At 52.3% G+C, this 23,981-nt stretch carries 19 protein-coding genes and 1 tRNA gene; 15 read left to right on the top strand and 5 right to left on the bottom strand.

The window, feature by feature from the left end; translation table 11 throughout:
• Nucleotides 1-31: 31 nt before the first annotated feature.
• Entirely contained in the window at nucleotides 32-1,369 is a 1,338-nt protein-coding gene (locus AC1931_RS03960; protein ID WP_483875924.1) for a radical SAM family protein, read from the bottom strand.
• A 269-nt stretch (nucleotides 1,370-1,638) separates the two neighbouring features.
• Here AC1931_RS03960 and AC1931_RS03955 point away from each other — a divergent pair, with 269 nt between their 5' ends.
• The 4 genes from AC1931_RS03955 to AC1931_RS03940 are packed head-to-tail and all read left to right on the top strand — an operon-like array spanning nucleotide 1,639 to nucleotide 5,555.
• On the top strand, nucleotides 1,639-2,004 hold the full coding sequence (locus tag AC1931_RS03955) for a hypothetical protein (RefSeq protein WP_483875923.1): 366 nt from the start codon (nucleotides 1,639-1,641) through the stop codon (nucleotides 2,002-2,004).
• Entirely contained in the window at nucleotides 2,001-3,167 is a 1,167-nt protein-coding gene (locus tag AC1931_RS03950) for an ABC transporter permease (RefSeq protein WP_483875922.1), read from the top strand. Before AC1931_RS03955 ends, AC1931_RS03950 begins: the two co-directional genes overlap by 4 nt.
• Nucleotides 3,164-3,820 carry an ABC transporter ATP-binding protein gene (locus AC1931_RS03945; protein WP_483875921.1) on the top strand — a complete coding sequence of 219 codons (657 nt, stop codon included), beginning with the start codon at nucleotides 3,164-3,166 and terminating at the stop codon, nucleotides 3,818-3,820. The genes AC1931_RS03950 and AC1931_RS03945 overlap by 4 nt, the downstream gene beginning before the upstream one ends.
• 55 nt (nucleotides 3,821-3,875) lie before the next feature.
• Nucleotides 3,876-5,555: a B12-binding domain-containing radical SAM protein gene (locus tag AC1931_RS03940; RefSeq protein ID WP_483875920.1), complete on the top strand. Its 1,680-nt coding sequence runs from the start codon at nucleotides 3,876-3,878 to the stop codon at nucleotides 5,553-5,555.
• 97 nt (nucleotides 5,556-5,652) lie between these two features.
• On the opposite strand, the gene AC1931_RS03935 is transcribed toward AC1931_RS03940, so the two are convergent.
• Both AC1931_RS03935 and AC1931_RS03930 read right to left on the bottom strand, forming a co-directional pair.
• On the bottom strand, nucleotides 5,653-6,933 hold the full coding sequence (locus tag AC1931_RS03935; protein ID WP_483875919.1) for an OmpA family protein: 1,281 nt from the start codon (nucleotides 6,931-6,933) through the stop codon (nucleotides 5,653-5,655).
• 271 nt (nucleotides 6,934-7,204) lie between these two features.
• Nucleotides 7,205-8,572, bottom strand: a complete 1,368-nt coding sequence (locus tag AC1931_RS03930) for a DUF6178 family protein (protein ID WP_483875918.1) — start codon at nucleotides 8,570-8,572, stop codon at nucleotides 7,205-7,207.
• Nucleotides 8,573-8,758: 186 nt separating this feature from the next.
• Here AC1931_RS03930 and AC1931_RS03925 point away from each other — a divergent pair, with 186 nt between their 5' ends.
• From AC1931_RS03925 to AC1931_RS03905, 5 genes are all read left to right on the top strand, one after another.
• On the top strand, nucleotides 8,759-10,753 hold the full coding sequence (locus tag AC1931_RS03925; RefSeq protein WP_483875917.1) for an ATP-binding protein: 1,995 nt from the start codon (nucleotides 8,759-8,761) through the stop codon (nucleotides 10,751-10,753).
• Nucleotides 10,753-12,909 (top strand): hypothetical protein, encoded by a 2,157-nt coding sequence (locus AC1931_RS03920; protein ID WP_483875916.1) that lies wholly within the window; start codon nucleotides 10,753-10,755, stop codon nucleotides 12,907-12,909. The genes AC1931_RS03925 and AC1931_RS03920 overlap by 1 nt, the downstream gene beginning before the upstream one ends.
• 83 nt (nucleotides 12,910-12,992) lie before the next feature.
• Entirely contained in the window at nucleotides 12,993-13,853 is an 861-nt protein-coding gene (locus tag AC1931_RS03915; RefSeq protein WP_483875915.1) for an energy transducer TonB, read from the top strand.
• Between the two features lie 103 nt (nucleotides 13,854-13,956).
• Nucleotides 13,957-14,631, top strand: coding sequence for a hypothetical protein (locus AC1931_RS03910; protein WP_483875914.1), 675 nt, complete (start codon nucleotides 13,957-13,959; stop codon nucleotides 14,629-14,631).
• Between the two features lie 100 nt (nucleotides 14,632-14,731).
• Nucleotides 14,732-14,808 (top strand) — tRNA-Arg (locus AC1931_RS03905).
• Between the two features lie 48 nt (nucleotides 14,809-14,856).
• Here AC1931_RS03905 and umuC read toward each other — a convergent pair.
• Entirely contained in the window at nucleotides 14,857-16,119 is a 1,263-nt protein-coding gene (gene umuC / locus AC1931_RS03900) for a translesion error-prone DNA polymerase V subunit UmuC (RefSeq protein ID WP_483875913.1), read from the bottom strand.
• 8 nt (nucleotides 16,120-16,127) lie between these two features.
• Nucleotides 16,128-16,550 carry a translesion error-prone DNA polymerase V autoproteolytic subunit gene (gene umuD, locus AC1931_RS03895; protein WP_483875912.1) on the bottom strand — a complete coding sequence of 141 codons (423 nt, stop codon included), beginning with the start codon at nucleotides 16,548-16,550 and terminating at the stop codon, nucleotides 16,128-16,130.
• 255 nt (nucleotides 16,551-16,805) lie between these two features.
• Here umuD and AC1931_RS03890 point away from each other — a divergent pair, with 255 nt between their 5' ends.
• From AC1931_RS03890 to AC1931_RS03865, 6 genes are all read left to right on the top strand, one after another.
• Nucleotides 16,806-17,030 carry a ChaB family protein gene (locus AC1931_RS03890; RefSeq protein ID WP_483875911.1) on the top strand — a complete coding sequence of 75 codons (225 nt, stop codon included), beginning with the start codon at nucleotides 16,806-16,808 and terminating at the stop codon, nucleotides 17,028-17,030.
• Between the two features lie 87 nt (nucleotides 17,031-17,117).
• The gene (locus AC1931_RS03885; protein ID WP_483875910.1) at nucleotides 17,118-17,804 is read left to right on the top strand and encodes an endonuclease/exonuclease/phosphatase family protein; all 687 of its coding nucleotides are present in this window, start codon (nucleotides 17,118-17,120) and stop codon (nucleotides 17,802-17,804) included.
• A gap of 111 nt (nucleotides 17,805-17,915) precedes the next feature.
• Complete coding sequence (locus AC1931_RS03880; protein WP_483875909.1) at nucleotides 17,916-18,668, top strand: TVP38/TMEM64 family protein; 753 nt, start codon at nucleotides 17,916-17,918, stop codon at nucleotides 18,666-18,668.
• Entirely contained in the window at nucleotides 18,665-20,917 is a 2,253-nt protein-coding gene (locus AC1931_RS03875; RefSeq protein WP_483875908.1) for a hypothetical protein, read from the top strand. Before AC1931_RS03880 ends, AC1931_RS03875 begins: the two co-directional genes overlap by 4 nt.
• A 3-nt stretch (nucleotides 20,918-20,920) precedes the next feature.
• Nucleotides 20,921-22,201: a glycosyltransferase gene (locus tag AC1931_RS03870; protein WP_483875907.1), complete on the top strand. Its 1,281-nt coding sequence runs from the start codon at nucleotides 20,921-20,923 to the stop codon at nucleotides 22,199-22,201.
• Complete coding sequence (locus AC1931_RS03865; RefSeq protein WP_483875906.1) at nucleotides 22,185-23,846, top strand: alkaline phosphatase family protein; 1,662 nt, start codon at nucleotides 22,185-22,187, stop codon at nucleotides 23,844-23,846. Before AC1931_RS03870 ends, AC1931_RS03865 begins: the two co-directional genes overlap by 17 nt.
• Nucleotides 23,847-23,981: the final 135 nt, after the last annotated feature.

The raw sequence follows: 23,981 nt of genomic DNA, 5'->3' as shown, positions 1-23,981 counted from the left end.
CCCGTAATGGTTGCTCCCTGACAGCGGCGGATCAGAGTTGCGCCGGTAACGGCCAGTCGTTTTCAAACCCGCAAGGGTAAAAATTTTCGCGGGTTCGGTTAAAATAACCAAACTGGATGCGTGGAACCTGTTGTTTTACCAGATCAAGCATCTTCTTCATCCCGATTCCTCTGCCTTCGGCTCCCAGGGTTGACCAATAGAGCAGAGGGTCGATGCTCAAATTGCGCATCTGAATCAGGTCGATTCCTGTCTCTTCGATCAGCTTTAATAGTGCCTCGATTTCATCCTCGCGATCTGTGATTCCCGGAAAAACCAGATAGTTGAGCATGGTAAACAGCCCATGTTGTTTAGCGCGGTGGATCGACTCCCGGACATCAGCAAAGGTGTAGCAATACGGGCGGTAATAAGCGTTGTAAAAACGTTCCTGAACCGAGTTAAGTGAGACCCGGATCGAATCAACTCCGGCGGCGGCCAGTTGGTCGATGGCTGCGGGGATCGAGGCGTTGGTATTGAAGTTAATGGTGCCCCGCTCAGTTTGACGGCGCATCTGTCTGACCGCGGCGCTGACGGTGTCGATCTGCATGATCGGATCCCCTTCACAGCCCTGACCAAAGGAAACGATTGCGTTCTCTGCTTTTTTAAGATGAGGGACTGCCAGCGCACAGATTTCTTCAGGTGTCGGAACAAAATCGATGCGATCCTGACTGGCCTGACAGGCTTTGGGCTCGTCCTGCAGAGAAATGCAACCAAGACATTGGGCATTGCAGGCAGGAGAGCAGGGCAGGGGGGCTTCCCAACGACCGAAAAACAGGTTTTTTGCGGCAAAACAGTGATAGTCAAGGGCGCAACGAGATAATTGCACCAGCAGCCGATTATCAGCCTCACGTGCTAGTCGCTGACGTACCAGCGGTTCCAGTTTGCGGTCATCAAAGTGCCCAGGCTCCCACTGACGGTTACGATCGACCCGGACGGCCGCGACATAAAAACGCTCCTCCTCCACGCACCAGCCCACTGCCGTGTAAGACCAGAGGGTTAATTCAACCGGTTTATTGATGTAGTCAGCGGCAGGCAACAGAGTGCGGGTAAAAGCCGGAGTGACAAAAGCGGAAACTGCTTGCAAGGAACCGCCGCCCCAGGATTTAGGCATCCGGCTAACGGTTTTCTGCTGACCGGTGCGGCGATCAAAACCGACGGGGGGCGTGTTGGGAATAGTAAACAGGCGGCTACCTTCCGGCAACGGAATCAGTTCATCTGCTTGTGGCCGGCACAAAGACAAGCCGTTCATTCCAGCCATGAGAAGATCCGGAAGCTCGAATACTTCCCCGTCAGAGTCGGCAACGACGGTCAAAAATGTTTTTCTTTTGCTCATGGGTCTCTTCCTTTCACGCAGACAGTGAATATAACATAGAAAATTGGCATCGACGAGCGCCTCTTATACCCTCTGCTCAAAAGCACAAAGAACGACTGTTCATTATCCTGAAAAGTGTCCTCTGCACCGCTTCTACTTTACAAAAACAATAGTATTTGATAAAAATTCCCCCACTTATTCTTTACCTCCACACAAAAGAATGGGCAATGGAAGTTGCTGGTTACCTATCATGCTTGTTTTTTTGGCCTCGACAACCAGGAGTTTAGTTGATGAAAAATATGGTTTTTGCATCAGTACTTCTTGTTTCTCTGTTTCTTGCTGCCTGCAGTGGTGGCGGCGATAAATATGGCGCCGGGATTGATCCCGATGCTCCCAGGGTTCAGGTTAAGGATATGTTTCTGCGACCGGATCTGATGGGGAAAACGGTTACCCTGGAGGGGCGTATTGTCAGTCAGTGCGCTTCTAATGGTTGCTGGTTTTATCTGCAGGATGACACCGGCCAGGTGTATATCGACCTGTCACGCAACGGCTTCGAATTGCCCTCTCTGCCGAACAAAACGGCTATCGCCAGTGGTACAGTCGCCAGATCGCAACAGGCTTTTTTGCTGATTGCCACCGGGGTTGAAGTGAAATGACCAGTTTTTTGAAACTAGCCGCAAAAAACATCCTGCGTCATCGTACCCGCAGTCTGTTGACCATGCTCGGTATTGCCGCTTCTGTGGGTGTCCTGTTTGCTGTGTTGTCCTTCAATAAAGGGTTCACGGAGGGTCTGGCGGTCGAACTGGAGCGCACCGGTCTGCATTTCATGATTGTGCCGTCGGGCTGCGCCCACGAGGTAGCGGCCCTGGTTTTACATGGGGCGGTTATCCCTAAATTTCTCGATACCGAGGTAATGGAACAGGTAGAGCGCACAGAAGGGATTGCTCTGGCGACGCCGATTCTTGTCGCTCAGTTGCCGGATCAGCAACGTGGTAAAATCGATCTGATCTATGGCGTCGACATGACCGTGCTGGAGGCGATTAAGCCGGGTTGGGAGATCACCGGCAGGATTCCGCGTTCTGAGCATGAAGTGTTATTGGGCTTTGAGGTTGCCCAGCATGACAATCTTAAACCCGGAGATCACTTTTCTTCGCCGATTGATGGCGTTGATCTGGTTGTTGCCGGAACGGTAGGCTATTCAGGCAGTCAGGATGATGCCTTTGTCTATCTGCCGATTAAGACTGCCCAGAATCTGCTCGGCTATCCAAAAGCAGCAACCGCTATTGGTGTCAAGGTTGATGACCCGACGCGCATTGGCGCCATTACCGAGGCAATGACTTCAACGGTGCCCGGTATCCAGATTGTTACTATGGGTGAAGTGATGAATTCGGTTTCCAATTTGGCCGCTGCAGCGCGGGCTCTGAGCCTGGCGATCGTGCTGATAGCGATCCTGATCAGTGCGGTCGGGGTCATGAATTCGATTCTCATGGCGGTGTTCGAGCGCACCCAGGAAATTGGTATGATGCGCGCGGTAGGAGCTTCACGCTGGGATATCTTCCGGATTATCCTGAGTGAAACAACGATCCTTGCCCTGTTTGGCGGTGTCGTCGGTATTGTTCTGTCGACCCTCGGCGCCCGCCTGATTGAAACCTTTGTCCGCTCCGTCATGCCCTTTGTCCCCTCCGGCGACTTGATCCGCTTTGAACCCCTCGTGGCGCTGGGAAGTGTGTCATTTATATTTATTATCGGGCTTTGTGCCGGCATTTATCCGGCGGTAAAAGCATCAAAAATTAATCCGGTAGAGGCTATCAAGGGATGATTGAATTAAGAGAAATTGAAAAAACCTATCGTCGCGGTGTCGAAAATGTGCGCGCCCTGCGTGGTGTCAACATGGCCATTGACGGCGGCGAAATGATGGCCATTGTCGGACCTTCCGGTGCCGGTAAAACGACCTTGTTGCACATCCTCGGCTGTCTTGATCAGCCGTCCAGCGGTGATGTCATCTTTGACGGTGTCAATACCGCCAGCATGCCTGAATCGCAACTGGTAAAAATCCGCCGGGAGAAGATCGGCTTTGTTTTTCAGCAGTTTTATCTGATTCCGGGATTGAGCGTTTTTGACAATATTGCGCTGCCGTTGCTCTTCAGTAAAAAGCCGGCCCAGCGCAAAAAAATTGAACAACTGGCAGAAATGGTCGGACTGGAACATCGGCTCAACCATGCCCCTGCCCAGTTAAGTGGCGGCGAGATGCAGCGTACCGCTATCGCCCGTGGGTTGGTCAATGATCCGGCGGTACTGCTGGCCGATGAACCAACAGGCAATCTGGATACGGAAAACAGCGAGAAAATCTACGCCATTTTGCGCCGCTTGAGTGATGAGGGGCTGACGACGATCATGATTACCCACAACCAGGAGCTCGCCGCCCGGGCGGAGCGCACTATCAAGATCAGGGATGGATTGATCTGCCCCTGACATGTTCTTCTTCTTAGTCCTTGGCTGTGGGGGGGCAATCGGGTAATCTGTCGCCATGAAAACCCTGTTGACCACCCTGCACAGTCGTTACGTTCATGCCAGTCTGGCCTTGCCCTATCTCAAGGCCTATTGCCTCCCGGTTTGCCCTGCGATTCAGATTCTCGAATTAACCCTGAACCAGCCGAAAGAAAATCTCCTCGCGCGGATTGTTGCTGCCGATGCTGATATCATCTGTTTTTCCGTTTATCTGTGGAATCGGGTGACGACCCTGGAGCTGGTCTGTTGCCTGAAACAGATCAATCCTGACTATCGGATAGTTCTTGGAGGTCCGGATATTTCTTTTGAAACCGTTGACTTTTTTCACCAGTATCCGGTTGATGCTATTATCTGCGGGGAAGGGGAGGCCCCTCTGCGTCGTCTGCTTGCTGACTGGCATGCCGGCAAAAAGCCCTCTGCGTTTCCCGGGGTGCAACTGCCGGGGGAGCCTTCATCCAGCCGGGAAAGCTTGCTCGACCAGCTCGATGATATCCCTTCCCCTTTCGCTGCTGGGTTGGTCGATCTGAACCGCGGGTTGGTATATTATGAGAGCAGTCGCGGTTGCCCATATCGTTGCAGCTTTTGTCTGAGCGCCAGCAGTAACCAGGTGCGCTCTTTTTCCATGGAGCGCATCAGAGCTGATTTGGGCCTGTTGATGGAACAACAGGTCAAGGTAATCAAGTTTGTTGATCGCACCTTTAATTACGATGCGGTGCGTACCCGTGAGATCTTCCGCTACATCCTTGAGCATAATCGTTCCAGCACTTTTCATTTTGAAATCGGTGCCCATCTGCTTGATGAATCGACCCTGCAACTGTTGGAGCAGGTTCCGTCCGGTGTCTTTCAATTTGAAATTGGTGTCCAGGCGATTTTGCCCGAAACCTTGCAACGGGTGTCCCGTACCATGTCTCTGGAGCTGCTGGCTGACAATGTTCGGGCCTTGAGTAAACGCACGAATATTCACCTCCATCTTGATCTGGTTGCCGGTCTGCCGGGCGGTGGCTTAACGGAATTCTGTGACGCTATCGACTGGACTTATGCTCTGGGGGCTGATCATCTGCAGATTGAACTGGTGAAGCTGCTGCCGGGCACACCCCTGCGCCGACAGGCCGAAGAACTGAACATCTGTTATGATCAGACCCCTCCTTATGGTGTGCTGTCGACCGCAGAGTGGAGTTTTCCTGAACTGGAGCGGGTGCGCGGCATCAGTAGACTTAATGATCTTCTGGTTAACGGCCATAAGTTTCCCCGGTTGATTACTGTCCTTATTGACCTTTCCGGATCTCTCTCAAGTTGTCTGGATGAGTTGAACCGTTACTGGTGCGCGCAGCAATTACATAGCAACAGTCGTTCGTTGCGGCAATTGGCCGAAGAACTAGGTCGCTATGTGGATGGCTACGCCGATGATAAATATCAGATTAGAATGCGTGAAGCCCTGGCCCGAGACTATGCTCATCTGGAGCGGGTTGTCAGTGGTAACGCCCCCGATTTTTATGATCAATGCTTAACTGTGCAGGAGCAGGCGCAGGTCCGCCGGCAAGTTAAAAAGCAACTGGAAGGTTTGGAGCGGGAGGGCAAAGTGCAGTTTTTCAGCAGCGTTTTTTATCACTTGCCGGAATCACCCGGACGCCGGATTGTGACTTTTATCTATGTAACAAGAACGTCCGCCGGTGTAGAGGTCGAAGAGCTGATATGGTAAGAAGTTTTTTTCAGAAGGTATCGATCGACAGAGAAAAGGCCTGGCATTCCCGGCCTTTTCTCTGTCGGATCAGTTGTTAATCTGAATAACTTAATAGTTATTCAACTGCATAACCGCAAGCGACATCTACACGCCGGTTCAACGCCCTTCCTTCTGCAGTGGCGTTGTCAGCAACCGGCTTTGATTCACCCATGCCCTGGGAAACCATTTTTGCCGCAGGAACATTGAAACGTTCAACCAGCGCATCCTTGACCGCTGCCGCACGCCGCTCGGAGAGGATCTGGTTATAAGCGGCAGCGCCAACACTGTCGGTATGACCAATGATGGCAACGTTGTGGCCGGGATAGCTGTTGATGCATTCAGCCGCTTTAGCCAACTCACCATCAAACTGGGGAGAGACGCTGGCACTGTCAGAACCAAAATTGATGCGCAGGCTCAGGACTGTTGGACATCCTTCAGCATCAACACGAACGCCGGCCGGAGTCCCTGGGCATTTGTCCAGGTAATCAGCTACGCCGTCAGCGTCACTGTCAAGCGGGCAGCCCTGGGTGTCAACGGCAACGCCACGAGGAGTGTTAGGGCATTTGTCGAGATGATCGGGCACGCCATCACCATCACTGTCGCGCACAACCGGGGCCGGTGCTGGAGCGGGTGCTGGTGCCGGTTTCGGTGCTGGTTCGGTCAGGAAAACATCAGAGATAAATTGTGACATGGCGCTTGCGTCTGCGAGTTTCGCGGCGGTTGTCGCAAAGCCGCACTGCCCGGCCCGGGCAACTTTCTCAAGCACTTTATGACCCATGGAATTACGCTGATTGCCAATGGCTATAGTGTAAATACACAGGTTGTCGCCAAGTTGAGCTTTCGCTTGTCCGGCGGCCGCAGGAGCGTCGTCCATATCGAGCCCATCACTAATGATAATGAGCGCTGATTGGCCACCAGCAGCTTTCAGATTATGGGACGCGGCATCAATAGCTGCAGCCAGGGGACTGGTGCCACCAATGTATTTTATTTGTCCGAGGCTGTCATGAAAAGCCTGACGGTCATGACGGGTCATGCCATAGGGCAAGTCGGTAGGATGTTGCGACTGATGGCGATTATGACCAAAGGTGCGTAAGCCGGAATTGTAGGATAGATCAGTTGGGATCCCCTGATTGATGCGGCTGGCGATGTCTCTGGCCGCGACAAAAAACTTGCCGCCCTCGTCCATGCTGAGGGATGAATCAATAATGATCTGGAAATTATCGATCTTGGCGGCCTTGCCTGCGCTGGCAACGGCTGGTGATGTCAGTGGTTGTAGGGGGGGTTGGGCTACCGGAGCGCAGGCACTGACAAATGCAGCAAGTGCGCATCCTGCAAAAAGTTTCATCAATCCATTCATTGTCTTTCCTCCTGTTTAAAATTGCATGGTCAACTTTTTAATTAAATAGCAGAGGCTCAGGCAGATGCAAGGGGGAGGGATGTTAATGCCAGTCGTTTTGCCTGGGAAAACGGTCGGAGGGTTAGTCTTTATCTACGCAGATTCAAGGAATTAGCTGGGTTGTCAACCACTGAACAGATGATTCATTATTTCCTGCTAAGGACAGAGCCCCGGTGCCAGCTGCCCAGATAGTTGTGCGTCATTAAACCCTTTACCGGTTAGAACCCCATTTTTACGTTGGGCTTGTTTTACTCCGATCAAGGAGGCTTTCCAGTTGCGACAGACGCCGGCCGATATGCTGAATCTGCTCCATCGTGTTGATGGCGCAAATTTCACTGGGACAGGTGTCGCAGCCTTCGCAAAAATGACGTGGTGGCTGCTCGGTCAACAGGTCGATGAAAAAGGTTGAAGACTCATTCAGGTTAGCAAAGCAAGGGTCCTTTCTGATCGCAATGGCACGATCCTGTTCATGACTGATCAGGCTATGGCCGAGCTGAAACAGCCGCTGTAGCCAGGTGGTGTGGAAAATCTCTGTAGCCCGGTCAAGATCGTTGCCGGCAAGATATTGCAGCGCCAGATTAAGATTGTCGTAGGTTTGTTGAAGAGCCTCACGCACTTCTGTGCTTGACGACAGATCGATTTGATCAGCGCTGAATTTGCGGTTGACCAGGTGAAGCATTTCACAGGCCAGTTCGTGCGGAATACCGTCTTCCAGGACGGCTGCCAGAAAATGGTGAGGGATTGCAGTTTTAAGCAGTGCCAGTGGGCTGGGCAAGCTCTCAGCTTCGAGACGAAAATCCTGTTTGTCGCCAACGACAAATGTTTGTGGATTTGTTCTGGTGTATATCGTCCTGGCGTCCATGGTCGGGACGATTCCTAAGTCAAGCAAACGGGCACTGCGGCGCTGATAAACTTCTTCCTCAAGAACCAATACGTTTTCGCTGCGGATAATTTCCATGATCTGCAGATAATGACTCTGCTCACGTTCCTGCCAGATGTTGAACAGGGAACCCAGGATCTTGGCGGCGTCTTCCGACTTGTATTCAATGTCGTAGATGGCTTCGAGCCGCTTGGCGTTTTCAGCATCATCATCATCGTAAGCTTCAAGGCCACGGATAATGGTCAAATGCTTGCCGAGCATCAAAGCGAGGGTCTCCGGCTCTATTTCACGCGCTAATTGGCGAACTTTTTCTTCGTCACAGTTGGATAAAAATTCAAGCCAGTTTAGCGCTGATTCCGGGTTCAAGGTGTCCAGATCCCAGCAATCAAGGTCCAGAATCAGGGTGATCTGAGCCGGGGAGGCCAGGGAGATGAGCTCCAGAGAATCTTCCGCGCCAAGATCGTTAACCGTCAGATAGAGCTCCTGGGGATGCAGCCGTGGGACAACAATTTCCGGCTTGCTACTATTAAAGACCAGACGATATTTATCTTTTCCTTGCGCCTGATGAATCTGCAGCAACTGTTCTTTGAGGGGCATTTGATGGAAGGATATCGGTACAGCTGCAGGCTGTTGCGGCTTGCTTATGATCTGGTTTTTTCCGTTCATGAAAATCAGAACTCCGGTCAGCAATTGATGAAAAAGAGGGCGGGCATTATCCATTTGCCTTTTGTCCTTTAGGTTTTGCAGAGATACTTTAAAACAGTCATCCTGATAGCGCAATCAACATGTGCCTGATCCCTGAAAAATACGCCGGACTCATTGTTATTGTTAATAACTTCATTTTTCCTTCATGAATTGATAGTCTGCTGATTACCTTTTGGCCTTTAGTGTTCGGATTTTTTATTCATGGTAAAAACCCAGCCTAGACAATCAATTAAAAACAAGCTGATCATTTTATTGATGATGATCAGTGTGCTGTTACTGCTGATTGTCAGCCTGGTTGTACTGACTGCCGAAGTTTTTGCTGCCAGGGCCGCTTTGATTCAGGAAATCAGGGTGCTTTCTGCGGCGATAGGAAGCAACAGCCGTCAGCCTCTGGTCCTCGGTCATTATCAGGAAACTGAAAAGATTCTTGCTGCGTTAGCGAACCAGAAATATATCCATGCTGCCTATCTGTTTAATCATCAGGGCGAGCCGGTAGCAGAATATCTGTCACATCAGAAGGCTGCTTTCACCTGGAGTTTCCTAAAGGAGGATTTTGACTCTTCCAATGAGACCTACTGGACCATCGCAAGCGAAGAACAGATTCATTCCAGCTTTTCACATCTGGGGTTTTTTTCCCCTATCTTCTACGAAACAGATCGTGTTGGTACCCTGTATGTGCTCAGTGACCTTGATACCCTTTATGGACGCTTGAGTGGCGTCGCTTTAGGTACAACCCTGGCGCTGATGCTGTTGTTTATTCTTTCGTGGATCCTAGCCGATCGTCTGCAGAAGCCGCTATCTGAGCCGTTACTCAATCTTGCCGGGGTAATGGAGAAAATTTCGGTTCAACAGGATTATTCGGTTCGGGCAACAAAAATGAGTAACGATGAAATTGCTCTGCTGGTTGATGGCTTGAATCACATGCTTGATCAGGTCGAAGAGCACCAACGACAGCAATCCCGCCACCAGGATCATCTGGAGTTTACAGTCCAGCAGCGAACGGCGGAACTGAGGACAGCGGTGGCCGAACTGGAAAAGGCGCGTCAGTTGGCCGATTCGGCAAATGCGGCCAAGTCGCAGTTCTTATCACGCATGACCCATGAACTGCGAACACCGCTCATTGGCGTGCTGGGAATGAACGGCCTGTTGCAGCGCACCGCGTTGACAGAACATCAGCGTACTTTGGTTGATACCGTTGATAGGTCGGGTAATGACCTGCTGGCTCTGATCAGCGATGTTCTTGATATCGCACGGATTGAAGCCGGGGTTATAGAGCTTGAACATCATGACATTGTCCCTGCACAAATCATCGAGGAGGTTGTCGAGCTGCTGGAACCTCAAGCGCTGGCCAAGGGCGTCGAACTTATCGCCGACATCCCCATAACGGCTTTTCGCCGGGTTCGCGGAGATCGGGCGCGAATCTGGCAGATCATGATGAATCTGATTGGCAACGCGATCAAATTTACTCCCAAGGGCGTCATTACTGCGAGCTTGCAACTGGCGTCGGAATATCAGGAGCAGGGGCGATTTGTCTTTACCGTGCAGGATACCGGGGTTGGTATGGACAAAGCGACCAGTCAGCGGGTATTTGATCTGTTTTATCAACATAAAAGCTTCTCCTCTGAGGTCAACATTGGCAGTGGCCTCGGGCTGCCGATTGTCAAGCAGCTGGTGGACCTGATGGGGGGCAGCATCACTGTCGCAAGTCGTCCTGGTGAGGGTAGCTGTTTTACTGTGGAACTCAGCCTGTCCCTGCTTGAGGAAATCGCAGCTCCGCCACAGGTAGCTAACACTGATGCCATCAGTTGTCCCAGCGTTCCCAGGGTGCTATATGTTGGCCGGCATGCTGCCGAGCGGCAGTTGCTGCGGCTCTCGCTGGCAGCCTGGCAGATTGTGCCTGATTATGCTGATAATCTCCAGGAGGCTGTGGCCTTGTGTCGTCATGATCATGTTGTTCTGATGATTGTTGATGCTGCCGAGCTCACATCCCAGAGCATGAAAGAGCTGCAGACATTAAAAAACGAGTTGCCATTTTGCTGTCTGCTCGGTGAGCATGAGTTTACGGATCTGCTAACCGCGCCTTTGTTTGGATACCTTAAAAAACCTGTCAGTCAATCGGCCTTGCGCCGGATTCTTGATCCCTTGCTGGTAAAATCCAAGCCTGCTTCACCTGCTGTCGTCGGGGAGAGAATCTGATGAACCGCTCTTTACCCATGATTGCTTTATTAACCGGCATTGCGCTGGGCATCCTTCTTCTGATCTGGTTAGGAGGGTTATTTCGCAGCTATCTCGGTTCCACCGAAACCCTGGTAGTCCACCCAGCCCCCGTTCAGCGATTGGCCGTTGGCAGCACCACGACCTTGCAGCTAACCGGTAGTGGCTTTGATCGCGATACCCAAGTCAGTCTGATCATGGATGTCAGCAATCAGGATTCCGTAATTAACCGCTATCCACTGGATGGATTTTTCAATACCAGTCTGATCATCGGTGAGTTATTGCTCATCGGCAGTAACGACGGTCTGAATCTTGTCAGTATTGCTGACCCTGACTCACCCCGACTGCTGGAGACTTACCTGCCCGGACGATCGGTTGTCGACCTGCACTATAGCAATGGTAAGCTGTTTGTGTCCTGTGGGCGGCTGGGACTGGTTATGATGACACTGGAGATGGGCCGGCTTAGCATTGAATCTGAAATCTGGACCGGTGATACCACGACCGCCAGTTACCTTCATGCGGGTCATTTGTATGTGACTACTCATTCCGGCGGCCTTAAGGTTTATGGGTTGAATGGGCCGATGTTGCTCCGGCAAATTGGACAACTTGATTTTGGCAGCATTCGCGGGATGGCGTTTTACGGTGAGCGACTTTTCCTTTTTGATCGCAACGGCATGCTGTTCCTTTATGATTGCAGTAACCCGGCGACATTGAAACTGATAGATCAGATGCGCTTTGAATCATCTGTGCGGGCGATTCTGACAAAAAATGAACAGCTCTATGTTGCTCTGCCCGACAGTTTCAGGGTGATTGAGTTAGGGCCATCTGATCAACTCAATCATCTGGATCACCTGAAGTTGAATCATTCTTGGGAAGATTTCGGTTCCATCATGAGTCTGATCGAAGGGCAGCATCACCTCTATCTGATTGACCGTAGTGTCGGTTTGCGTATTTTCGACCTTCGTGATCAAACCATGTCTGAACAGATGGCCTTTGCTGGCGGGCTGCAAACCCTGTCAGAATACGGTGAGAATCTATATGTAACAGGTTCGCTGGAAGGGCTATTGACGATTGATCGCCGGCATTTACGTTCGCGCCAGGTGGCTACTTGGATCAGCTCCTTGCCCGGGGTGAGCGATGGAATAGTCGTTGATGATCTGTTTTATCTCAGTTTCAGACACGCAGGTTTTGGTGGAGTCGCCTTTGTTGATAAACAGGAAAAGCGCGCCGTTCATTTTGACAATGCTCCAAGGCCTAGTTTCTCTCTGGCTCGCTATCAAAATCTCCTTTTTGTCAGTCAGGAGAATGCCGGGATCAACATTTTTGATATCAGTGCTCGCACCAGTCCTCAATTAATCGCAAAGTGGACTGATTATGCAGCAAACAGCTTATTGGTGGTCGATGATTATCTGATCAGTTACTCACCGCATACAAAGTTGCGGGTGATGGATGTTGCCGATATCGGGGCAGCATTGGTTGTGGAAGAGGTGGATGCTCCACAGGTCCTTGCCATGGCTGCAGTGAATGATCATCTGCTGTGCGTGACCAATGACCAGGGACTGCTGATCTATCGCTTCCATGAAGGCGGCAAGCTGGAACTGATCAGCCAACTGCGTCCTCCATTTCCGGCCCAACAATTTGATCAGCAGGTCGATATCGAAGTTCATGACAGTGTGGCCTATATCGCCAATGGCCGTTCCGGTTTATTAATTATTGATGTCAAGGATCCGACCAGCCCGCAACTGGCCAGCTCGATTTCCTTGCCGGGCTATAGCAAAGGAGTGCGTTTTCATGAGGACCTGGTCTATCTTGTCACTCTGCGCGATGGAGTTCATATTGTCGACGTCACGGTGCCTACCCGGCCGCTGAGGATCGCTACCGTGCCACTGAGTCGTTTGTCGAAGTTTTTGCTTATCGATGATGGCTTGCTGTATTTTTTTCAGGATGCCAGCGGTATATCGGCGATCCCGCTTCCTCATTTTGCCGACCGGATTAAATTGCAGTCTCGCAGTCAGCTGAATCTTGTCATGTCGGCACCGATGTATCCGGGGCGTTACAATCTACTGGTCAGTAATCGCCACGGCATGGTTAGCCAGAGTGCGGTTTTTGAGGTTTATGAAGAAACAGGCCTAGAATGAAAAGATCCTGGATGTTGGTGTAATAATATAATAAAAGGTCAGGTTGCCAGGAATTCATGCGGATACTCGGATTTGTACTTTCTGTGGCTGTTCTACATGCCGTTGTTCTGGTTTTAAGCCCGGGCAACAGCAATCATCAAGCCGGCGAATTCCTTGCCGGTGTTGAATTGGTGCAGCGACAGATGGCCCCTCCTGCTACCGTTGACAGCTCTTCTGAAGGGCAGGGGACTGTTGCTGCAAATGTGTCCGAATCTTCTTTGACTGACACGATCGACATGGTCGATGAGACTGAGGCGGACAATTCACATGAGCCTGCTAAGGAGTTGATTGAGCAGCAACGGCCAGTTGACATTCACACGCAGCCCCCGGACCTGGAAGAGCAAATGCCGGCTGCCGTTGAAGAATCACCGGCGCGACCTGTTCCTCAGCCCCAACAAAAACCACCGCGAGCTAAAGCGGCCGCAGTCGCCAACCTGCCGGAGAGAATCTCAGTGTTGCCCCTTCAGCATGACAGCTCGGCGGCGGTTAGCCCCCTATCAGAAAAGCCCGCCCCCGTATCCCAGGGCTCACCACTGAAACACGAGAAGTCCATCCCGGCAGCGCCGCCAGGCGCTGATGTTGTGCCGGGAGATAGAGAGTCTTTGGTCGCGCAGGTGGCGGCCCAGCCACGCTATGGCCATCGTCCTGCTCCTGTTTATCCGGAATTTGCGCGGCGACGTGGGTGGGAAGGGACTGTAGAGTTCAATGTCAGGGTGCTTGCCAGTGGTGAAGTCGCTGAAGTGACTCTCAAAAATTCAAGCGGTTATAGAAGTCTTGATCAGGCTGCCCGCAGAGCTATTAAACGCTGGCACTTCACTCCTGCCAGCCGGGCAGGAAAACTGGTTGAGAGTTGGGTTGTGGTGCCTGTACATTTTGTTCTGGATGCACAGACGCGATCACCATAGCCGGGTTGCTCTCTGATGCTAACGAGGGTATTGTCTCATTTTCAGGCCCTTATTTTTAACCGCACCTGCTGGTGATTTGCTTTGCTACCTCTCGAGGGATTTTATGAATGATGGTGATCAGCAACGTGATATGTTGCGACGGATAAGTGACTGTGCAGAGGCCCTGCGTCAACACGCTGACAGGCTGCCTGGCCCGGAGCAGGAATCAACGGCCGCACTGATTGAACATTTACAGCAGTTGTCGTTGTGCGCAGATACAGAGAATCTCAACAGTGTGCAGAAAATCGCGGAAAAGGTGTGCCATTCATTAGCCAGGTTTGGGGGGCTGCCGTCACGATTGCAGCAGCTTGAAAGTAGGAACTACAGTCTGGCAGCAGAGTGGTTAGAACAACTAGCGCGCCTTTATAGCAGTGGTTTTCCTGAGCCAAAGGAGCTGATCTCCGATCTGCTCTACAGTTTCTCCCTGCTTGAGCAGGCCGTTTGTGCACAGCGGGCGGAAAACAGTGAGCTATCAGACCTGTTTGATGAAGATCCGGTAGCGACATCAGAGGCGTGGAACACGTACGTTCAGGATAACGACCCCTTTGTCGATGACCCGGGTTTTGGACATTTGTTTGATCTGTTGCAGCGAACCTTGAGTCACGCCACCGATTTGCGTACCGATCTACCCGCCGATCCGTTTTCTCAGGACCCCATGCTTGCTGGAGCCGGTTCATCCGCTGGGCTTATTGGTAGCCCCTGTCAGGGTGGAGATGATGATCAGAACGACCATGAATAACTGAAGTTTCAAACGGTGTGAGGTGCGACAAAATTCATTGCAAATCTTTTATCAGCGTGCTAGAAACCAGCCTTTGTCGGTCACCATCCAGATCTTCTAAGCGCCAGTAGCTCAGCTGGATAGAGCAACGGACTTCTAATCCGTAGGCCGGGGGTTCGAATCCCTCCTGGCGCGCCAGAAAAAAACATCTGCTCAACAGGTTTACTTTGCTTGAGCTGGTGATCTTTACTTTACCAGCGGCAGGTCGCTCCACCGGGTCGTGTATGCCGGAGAGAGGTTGGTTCGTTTCATAAACCAGTCCTCATAGGGTCGTTGCCCAGCGAACCAGATTTTGCCTCTGCCGGACAGATTAATCCGATCAACGACACCCATCAACCGGACACTTTCTCCATCAACTTTGACGTCAGCAAACAGATCCTGTTGGACAGTTCGCGGGTCGCAGAAATCACCCAGCATCACACCTGATTTGGCATAGCGATAACCTTCCTTCCAGATTGAGTCGAACAGATCGGTCGCGCTTTTGACAATCGTCCGGGTATCAGCCGCCGGCGCTGAAAGTCTGGCGGTGGCACAATTGCTGTAACCGGGATCATTGCTGTTAAACTGACTGGTGCGAATAAAAATCTGAACAATACGGCAAGCCAACTGCTCCCCTCGTAATTTCTCCGCAGCCCGTGCAGCAAACTCACAGATTGTTTGACGTAAAGAGTCGTAGTCAGTCATGCGCTGAGCGAATGACCGCGAACAGATCAGCTGTTTGCGGACCTCGGGTATGTCGTCAATGGAATGCCGGATCACCCCATTGAGTTCATCTATGGTTTTAACCAGGTTGACGTTAGCCATTCGCTGCGCGCGTTGCGGGTCCAGTTGTGAAAGCTGGAGTGCGGTCCTGATCCCCTGGCGCTGTAGTTTTTCGGCGGTTTTGCGTCCGATGCCCCAGATCTCACCGACATCAACAAGTGACATCAGTTTCTGCTGCCGCTCTTTAGCGCTGAGGTCAACCACCCCGTTAGTGCCGGGATAGGACTTGGCGCCGTGGTTGGCTAGTTTTGCCAGGGTTTTGGTCGGGGCAATGCCCACACAGACCGGCACTCCAATGTGTCGTTTAATGGTCTTGCGGATATGATGACCGTACCCGGCCAGGGAACCAGATTGTCCAAAACCGCTTAAATCGAGGAACGCCTCATCAATGGAATACACTTCAATCTGCGGAGCGAGGGTTTCCAGGGTTGCCATCACCCGGGAAGAAATGTCGCCGTAGAGGGCATAGTTGGAAGAGTAGATGCGGATCTGGTGCTTTTTGATCAGCCCTTCTATCTGAAAAGCCGGCACCGCCATCTTGATGCCTAAGGCCTTCGCTTCCGGACTGCGGGCAACCACACAGCCATCATTGTTGGAAAGAACCACGACCGGCACATTGTTGAGTGCCGGATCGAACAGGCGCTCACAGCTGACATAGAAATTATTACAATCGACCAGGGCGTACATCAGGAGATCTACAGATTACGCAGGGAGTGAATAACATGAATAGCCACCCCGAAAATTTCAAGGTCGGTTTCTTCGGGAATGAAGAGGGGCAGGTAGTGGCTGTTCATCGCAACCAGACGCAGGGAGGGACGGGTCTCCAGTTTTTTGATGGTCAGTTCACCATTGATGGCGACGACGATAATGTCACCATGTTTCGCCTCCAGCGTGCGATCGACAATCACGATGTCGCCCGGGAAGATCCCGGCCTCGATCATCGAATCTCCTGCCGCCCGGACAAAAAAGGTTGCGGCCGGATGTTGGATACAAAATTCGTTCAAGTCCAGGCGCGACTCACAGTAATCGGTTGCCGGGCTGGGAAATCCTGCGGCAACGGCATCGGTGAACAGTGGGATTTTTTGAGTAGCAGGATTCTTGGCAGAAGCGTCAGACACTTTAAAAAGCTCCAGATGAAACAAGAAGGATAAAAAAGACTGCTTGTGCGGCGGCGCCCAATGAAAGATGGAAGACGAACATTTTAACATGTAGACAAGAAAACAGCCACAGACATCTGGCAATCCACAGCAGGATCATCTTTTTTGAAAGCCAGTAAAAAACCGGGTTTCAGACTTTATCCTGTGTCAGCATCAGGTACAATTGGTTGAGGAACCTGATGTCTATCTTTAAAGCCATTTTAATAGGAGGAGCCTATGCCGTATGAATCGCTGAAAGAGTTGCCTGAGTCGGTCAGAGAATCATTACCTAAACATGCCCAGGAGATTTATCAGGCGGCTTTTAACAGTGCCTGGAACCAGTACCAGGATGAAGAGGACAGAAGGGGAGATGATTCACGTGAAGAAGTAGCACATAAGGTTGCCTGGGCGGCGGTAAAGCAAAAATACGAAAAGCACGAGCATGCATGGCGACGAAAATAATAAACAGGTCATGACAGCGGTTCCAGGCGTCTGCTTATATAAAAAAATATCAACAAGTGCGACTGACAAAACAGGAGACAATCAACAATGACCCTGCGTCTGGTCAGTTACAACATCCACCGTTGTTACGGGCATGCCGGTTTTTACGATCCGGAGAGGATCAAGGCGGTTCTTGATATCCTTGACGCAGAGATCATTGCCTTGCAGGAGGTTGAACTTCTGCACCGCGACCCTGGTCTGCTCGATCGCCTTTGTGCCGGCAAGCCCTGGCAAGCTATTCATGGAATGACCATGAGTCGCACTAGCGGTCACTATGGCAACGCGCTGATGACCGCCTTACCAGTGCTCTCCATTAATCGGCTTGATCTCAGCGTCACCGGCAGAGAACCACGCGGGGCGCTGCACGTTCTGTTGGATAACCATGGGCAAAAACTTGAAGTGATGGCTACCCATCTGGGCTTGCGACCTGCTGAGCGACGTGCCCAGATTCACGCTTTGCTGCAGCGCCTGCAGGCTTCCCCGGAAGAGCATACCAAGGTGCTGCTTGGGGATCTCAACGAATGGTTTTTATGGGGACGACCACTGCGATGGTTGCACCGGCATTTTTCAGCAACACCTGCTTTGCGCACTTTCCCAGCCCGCTGGCCGTTGTTTGCCCTCGACCGAATCTGGGTTGCACCGCGGGAGAAACTGGAGCAGTTGAATGTGCCGCGCACTCCGCTGATTCGTAACGCGTCTGATCATCTGCCGCTGGTGGCACAGTTGAGCGATTAACTGATCTGGTCGGGAAACCACTCTGACGATCACGTGAACAGATGCTGAACGGATTGCTATACAAGCAAACGATGCTAAACTTTTCTGGTAAAAGGAGGCTCCAGGGATTTTATGAATGAAGTTTCACCCAGTGACGATGCCACTAGCAGAGGATCTCCATTATTGGCGATACTCGCCAGTGTGCTGTTCGTTGCTTTGTTACTTGTGGTGATGGTTTATTTTGATCTTCATCAACAGCTGGTAGAGGTGCTGCGCTGGGTTGATACCAAAGGGGCGTGGGCAGCGCTGTTGTTTATTGTGATTATGGCAGCGGTGGTGGTTCTGTTGCTGCCAGGGGTGCTGCTGACCACCGGTGCCGGTTTGGTATTTGGTGTTGTCGAAGGTTCTTTCTATGTCGTCGTTGGAACCACCCTCGGCGCAACCATTGCGTTTTTGATTGCCCGGTATCTGTTCGGGCAGCGCGCCCGATCCTTTGTCCTGTCCCGCGCCAAATTACGGCTGTTAAACGATGAACTCGCACCCCAGGGGTGGAAAATCGTGCTGTTGACCCGCCTGATCCCGTTTTTCCCGAGTAAGGTTTCCAACTATTTTTTTGGCTTGACATCATTTTCATTGCGAGGGTTTGTGATCGGTTCGCTGCTCGGTTTTGTCCCTTTTTCTGTCCATAATGTCTACCTTGGCTCCATCGCCATTGATATCAACGCGCTGGCAGCCGGGAACCTGGAACGTTCTTCTCTGGGATGGTTTATGTATGCGGCCGGCTTTGTGACCACCGTCATTGCGGTTCTTTATTTTAACCATCTTGCACGTCGTGCCCTGAGGAAGTATATGCATAGTGGCGGTGATGAGGAGGATATTTCTTGAATTTATTCAGGTGGTTACCATGGCGTTTTGTTGTTCGTCGCATGGCCCGGAGTAAAGGTTTTCTCGATCCGTTCGCTCTGATGGCGCGACTGCACAGCTTCGCCCAACCGTCAGAAGTTGCCGAACCGATTGAGCTCCTGCGTGCCGGGGTCGTGTTTCATGCCCGTGGCCTGATTAACAGCCGGGTTGTACAGCATAATCTCGACTGGGTCTGGCCCTACTGGATTGAGCGGCAGTTTGATCCAAACGATGTGTCTTTCATTCCACGGGCTTTCTCCCTGACCCACATCAATCTGACTCATCGCAACTGGACCGCTGTCGGTTACCCCGATTGCGCGGAGCTGCCGATTGTCGATCCGCGTGGTTTGTTGACCCCCTTCCATGATGGTTGGTCCATTGATGCCTGGCTGATGTCTGATAATGGGCAATTGCTGTTGCCGTCACGTGTCTCGGAATGCAGGCAACATCAGGATCTTGGGCCTGAGGTTAGCATCACCACCGAAACACAAAGATCGGGGTTACAGCTGAGTAGCAAAACCTGGGTCCAGCTCGAAGATGGACGACCGGTTTGCAAGCTGCGCTTGCGGGCGTGCGTCGAAGGAGACGCCTGGCTGATATTGGCCTTGCGCCCTTATAATCCTGAAGGAATCAGTTTCATCCATGAAATCAGCCTGTCGGATGAGCGCAAAATCTGGACCATTGATCAGAATCAGCGGGTTGAATTCAGCCGCCCCGTTAGCCACCATCAAGTTTCCGATTACCGTAAGGGGGATGTGTTCATTCATCTGCATGATCGCACTGAGCTGAAAGCTGGTCGCTGTGATATCGGTATGGCAACGGCGGCGGCGTTGTTCCCCATCACGACTGGAGCTGCAGATGAAGTCACGGTCAGTATCCCGCTGCCCTTACCTGAACGACCAACCGAACCTCTTGTCCGGGATGCCTGGAGCAGGGAGCAGCAGGATACCTGCAAGCTCATCTGTCCGGAGCCGCGTTACCAGTTTCTCTACGACGCTGCCGTGACCTCGTTGATTCTGCATTCGCCTGATGATGTTTACCCCGGACCCTTTACCTACAAGCGTTTCTGGTTCCGTGACTCGGCTTTTATTATTCATGCGCTCCTTTGTGTTGGTCTTAAGCGCCGAGCTGAACGGGCATTGGCGCGTTTTCCGGAGCGTCAGACGGTACTCGGATATTTCCGCTCCCAGGATGGAGAATGGGATTCTAACGGGCAGGTGTTGTGGATTCTCCAGCGCTATTTTGAGCTGACCGGTGAACCCTTTGACCCGAACTGGAAGGGGTCGGTGCAAAAAGGTGCGCGCTGGATTATGCGCAAGCGACTCAGCGACGATCTCAGCTGTCCCCATGCCGGGCTCTTGCCGGCTGGTTTCAGCGCTGAGCATCTGGGCCTTAATGACTATTATTATTGGGATGATTTCTGGGGAATTGCCGGCCTGCGCGCAGCGGCATCCATGCTTCAAAAGATTGCTCCTGACTGTGCTCAGGAGATTGCAAAAGACGCCGACGTTTTCGCGGCGGCGGTGGAGCGCAGCCTGGCGGGCTGTGCCGAACAGCTGAAGCGTCCGGCTATGCCGGCATCTCCCTATCGCCGTCTGGATGCCGGTGCCATTGGCTCCCTGGCCTGCGGGTATCCAACCCAGCTCTATCCGGCAAATGATCCGCGCCTGCTCGACTGCGTCGAGTTTCTGTTTGCGCGCTGCTTCGTGAATGGGGCTTTTTATCAGGATATGATCCATTCCGGTCTTAATGCCTACCTGACCCTGCACGTGGCTCAAGTTATGTTGCGGGCCGGTGATCCGCGCTATCTTGAACTGATGGATACTGTTGCTGCCCTGTCCACGCCAACCGGGCAGTGGCCCGAGGCCATTCACCCGCATACCGGTGGCGGCTGTATGGGTGATGGCCACCATGTCTGGGCGGCTGCTGAATGGGTCTTAATGCTACGGCATTGTTTCGTTCGCGAAGAAGGCGAACGACTGATCCTCGGGGCGGGGGTTCCCGAGCGCTGGCTGACGCACAACAAGCCGATCCATTTTGGTCCGGCGCCAACCACCTTCGGTCCGATATCCCTGAACCTCATGCCGGATTCCAGTCACGCACTATCTGTCGAATGGCGGGGGGACTGGTATGGCGACGAGCCACCGATCACAATCCGCCTGCCTGGTTTTAGGCCGGTATCGGTTACCGCAGGCTCCGCGTCAATTATTTTAAGAAGAAAGGATCCATAGGGCATGAATATTCTCATCCTCACCAACACCTTTACCCCGCATGTCGGCGGCGTAGCCCGTTCGGTGGAAGCGTTCATTGGAGAATATCGTAAACACGGGCATCGGGTCCTCGTTGTGGCACCCGAATTTCCCGATATGCCGCAAGACGAAACCGACGTCGTGCGTATCAGCGCGATCCAGCATTTCAACGCCAGTGATTTTTCCGTCGCGTTGCCGATCCACCCCCATATGAGTAAGGCGGTTGATGATTTTAATCCTGATATCGTTCACTCCCAGCACCCTTTCCTGCTGGGGATCACCGCATTGCGTCTGGCACGCCACCGGGGACTGCCGCTGGTGTTTACTCACCACACCCTGTATGAGCAATACACCCACTACGTGCCGGGCAACTCACCAGCGCTTAAACGCTTTGTCATTGAGCTGGCTACCCGCTACGCCAATCTCTCCCATCATGTTTTTGCTCCCAGTCAAAGTATCCGGAGTCTGCTGCTGGAACGTGGTGTCACCTCTCCAGTGACCGTGGTGCCGACGGGGGTGCAAATGGATCTCTTTGCCAGCGGCGACGGCGCCGCATTTCGCAGAGATCTGAAAATTCCCCAGGACGCTTACGTCGTCGGCCATCTGGGACGGCTGGCGCCGGAAAAGAACCTTGAGTTTCTAGCTCGGGCGGTGGCTGATTTTGCCGGCGATAACCAACATGTGCATTTTCTGGTGGTTGGAACAGGTTCCTCCGAAGAGTCTATTCGAGAGATCTTCAGCCGCTTTGGCCTGGCATCACGGCTGCATGTTGCCGGTATTCTCCAGCAACAGCGCTTGACCGATGCCCTGCATGCGATGGATCTGTTTGCCTTTGCTTCCACGAGCGAGACTCAAGGGATGGTATTAACCGAAGCCATGGCCGCCGGTTTGCCGGTGGTCGCGCAGGACGCACCAGGAGTGCGCGAGGTGGTGAAAGATAAAGTCAATGGGCGGTTGCTTAAGGAGACGACAGTGACAGCTTTCAGAACCGCCCTGCAGTGGGTGCAGGAACAATCTGCACAGCAACGGCAGGATCTTAAACGGGCCGCCCTCGCAACCGCAGATGATTTTTCAATGCTCCGTTCAGCAGCTACCGCCCTGAACTGCTACGCAGGCCTCACCGAACAATTACCTGATAAAGAGGATGATGAAAACAGCCTGAATGAGGTGTTGGCCTTTATCAAAACCGAGTGGGATATCCTGAAAAGTTACGCCCGGGCCGGCGATGCCGCGATAGATCCTCACTATCTTGCAGAAAAAAACTGAGATGACGGCGCGAATAAAATCCCTGTTCAAACGCGTGCGACGCAGCTTCAGTCGCAGTGCCTGGCTGACGCGGTTACTAAAACTGCCGGTCTCGGAAGGCTCACCGACCCGCCCGGGGCTGATCATGGTTCAGATCGACGGGCTTTCACAGGGTCAGTTTGAACAGGCTGTCGCCGGTGGTGAAATGCCTTTCTTAAGTCGCTTGATCGAGCGCGAAGGCTATCAGACTCACAGCCACTATTCGGGGTTGCCATCGACCACACCGGCGGTTCAATCCGAACTGTTTTATGGTGTCAAAGGCGCGGTTCCAGCGTTCTCTTTCAGAGATCATGCATCGGGTCACGTCGTCCGCATGTATGAGCCGGAAGCCGCCGCAAAGCTTCAGGCATGCCACATCGAGACCGGCAACCGGCCGTTACTGCAGGGAGGTAGCGCCTATTCCGACAACTTTACCGGTGGCGCGGCAGAATCACACTTCTGCCCCTCGGCGATGGGCTGGGGAACGGTTCTGCGGGCAGCTAATCCTCTGGTTTTGCTGACTTTCCTGTTCACCAATTTCTACAGTTTTCTCAGGGTTGCGGTGTTGTTGCCGCTGGAACTGGGGTTGGCGCTGTGTGATTTTACCCGCGGTCTGGTTCGTGGTCAGGATTTTTTCAAAGAGTTGAAATTTATTCCGACGCGGATCGGCATCTGTATCCTGTTACGTGAGCTCTGCGTGATTGGCGCCAAGATCGATATCAGCCGGGGCCTACCGGTGATCCATGCAAATTTTCTCGGTTACGATGAACAATCTCATCGCCGTGGTCCTGATTCCCTCTTCGCCCACTGGACGCTCAAGGGAATTGATGACGCTGCTGCCCGTTTATGGCGAGCTGCCAAACGCACGTCATGGCGAAACTACGCACTCTGGGTTTATTCTGATCACGGACAGGTCCGTGTTTGTCCTTATCGGCAGGTCCAGGGGTACCCACTGGTGCAGGCGGTCAAGATGACCGTTAATCAAATAGATATTGCGTCTGAAACGACTCATTCCGAAAGTACCAGTGGTGTTCAAACTCGACGCATTCGGTTGCTGGGTGGGAACACCATCCAGCTTCTGTTCTCTGTCATCGGCGGAAATGATAGCGCTCCCGAGGATATTCACCCCGTTATGACCGCCATGGGTCCGGTTGCTCACATCTATCTGGAAGAAAGCCCTGCAGACACGGAGAAAAAACGCATCGCTTCTGAGCTGGCGCAGGTTCATCGAGTCCCAGTCATCTTGACGCGAAGTGCGTCCGGAAAATTCAGTGCTACCACGGCAACGGCCGAATTACAGCTGCCTGATGATCTGGCCATACTGTTCGGTGCAGATCATCCATTTATTGATGCTCTCGGTGATGATCTGCTGCGTCTGTGTCAGCATCCGGATGCCGGTGATTTGATCTTACTCGGCTGGTGTCATGGCGTGACCGCTCTATCCTTCGCAGAAGAGAACGGAGCACATGGAGGGATTACTCCGGAAGAGACCAATGGCTTTGCTCTGCTGCCCGGTGATACCCGGTTGTCCGCACGTCAATATCCTTATCTGCGTCCGGCAGATTTGCGCAATGCTGCTTTGTCTTGGCAGGGGCGATCTTCAGAAGGAAACCTCACAGGTACCTGAATCATGTCGTTGAGGTAGTCGAATTCTGTCACCATGAAAGTAAAAGCGTAGCGATTAATTAAGGATAAGATTTTTTTGGTATTTTTTAAATTGACAAGACAGCGTAAGATTTCTTATAGTCGTCTGGTTTTTCTG

This window comes from Pelovirga sp. C15f, assembly GCF_057178085.1.
This window is presented reverse-complemented; position numbering and strand designations above follow the sequence as displayed.

Excerpts from the sequence above, each read along its gene's own strand:
- AC1931_RS03890 (WP_483875911.1), top strand. The coding sequence starts at position 16,806 with ATGCCGTATGAATCGCTGAAAGAGTTGCCTGAGTCGGTCAGAGAATCA.
- AC1931_RS03910 (WP_483875914.1), top strand. The coding sequence starts at position 13,957 with ATGAATGATGGTGATCAGCAACGTGATATGTTGCGACGGATAAGTGAC.
- AC1931_RS03930 (WP_483875918.1), bottom strand. The coding sequence starts at position 8,572 with ATGGATAATGCCCGCCCTCTTTTTCATCAATTGCTGACCGGAGTTCTG.
- AC1931_RS03950 (WP_483875922.1), top strand. The coding sequence starts at position 2,001 with ATGACCAGTTTTTTGAAACTAGCCGCAAAAAACATCCTGCGTCATCGT.
- AC1931_RS03885 (WP_483875910.1), top strand. The coding sequence starts at position 17,118 with ATGACCCTGCGTCTGGTCAGTTACAACATCCACCGTTGTTACGGGCAT.
- AC1931_RS03880 (WP_483875909.1), top strand. The coding sequence starts at position 17,916 with ATGAATGAAGTTTCACCCAGTGACGATGCCACTAGCAGAGGATCTCCA.
- AC1931_RS03955 (WP_483875923.1), top strand. The coding sequence starts at position 1,639 with ATGAAAAATATGGTTTTTGCATCAGTACTTCTTGTTTCTCTGTTTCTT.
- AC1931_RS03940 (WP_483875920.1), top strand. The coding sequence starts at position 3,876 with ATGAAAACCCTGTTGACCACCCTGCACAGTCGTTACGTTCATGCCAGT.
- AC1931_RS03925 (WP_483875917.1), top strand. The coding sequence starts at position 8,759 with ATGGTAAAAACCCAGCCTAGACAATCAATTAAAAACAAGCTGATCATT.
- AC1931_RS03935 (WP_483875919.1), bottom strand. The coding sequence starts at position 6,933 with ATGAATGGATTGATGAAACTTTTTGCAGGATGCGCACTTGCTGCATTT.
- AC1931_RS03870 (WP_483875907.1), top strand. The coding sequence starts at position 20,921 with ATGAATATTCTCATCCTCACCAACACCTTTACCCCGCATGTCGGCGGC.
- AC1931_RS03945 (WP_483875921.1), top strand. The coding sequence starts at position 3,164 with ATGATTGAATTAAGAGAAATTGAAAAAACCTATCGTCGCGGTGTCGAA.
- AC1931_RS03920 (WP_483875916.1), top strand. The coding sequence starts at position 10,753 with ATGAACCGCTCTTTACCCATGATTGCTTTATTAACCGGCATTGCGCTG.
- umuC (WP_483875913.1), bottom strand. The coding sequence starts at position 16,119 with ATGTACGCCCTGGTCGATTGTAATAATTTCTATGTCAGCTGTGAGCGC.
- AC1931_RS03960 (WP_483875924.1), bottom strand. The coding sequence starts at position 1,369 with ATGAGCAAAAGAAAAACATTTTTGACCGTCGTTGCCGACTCTGACGGG.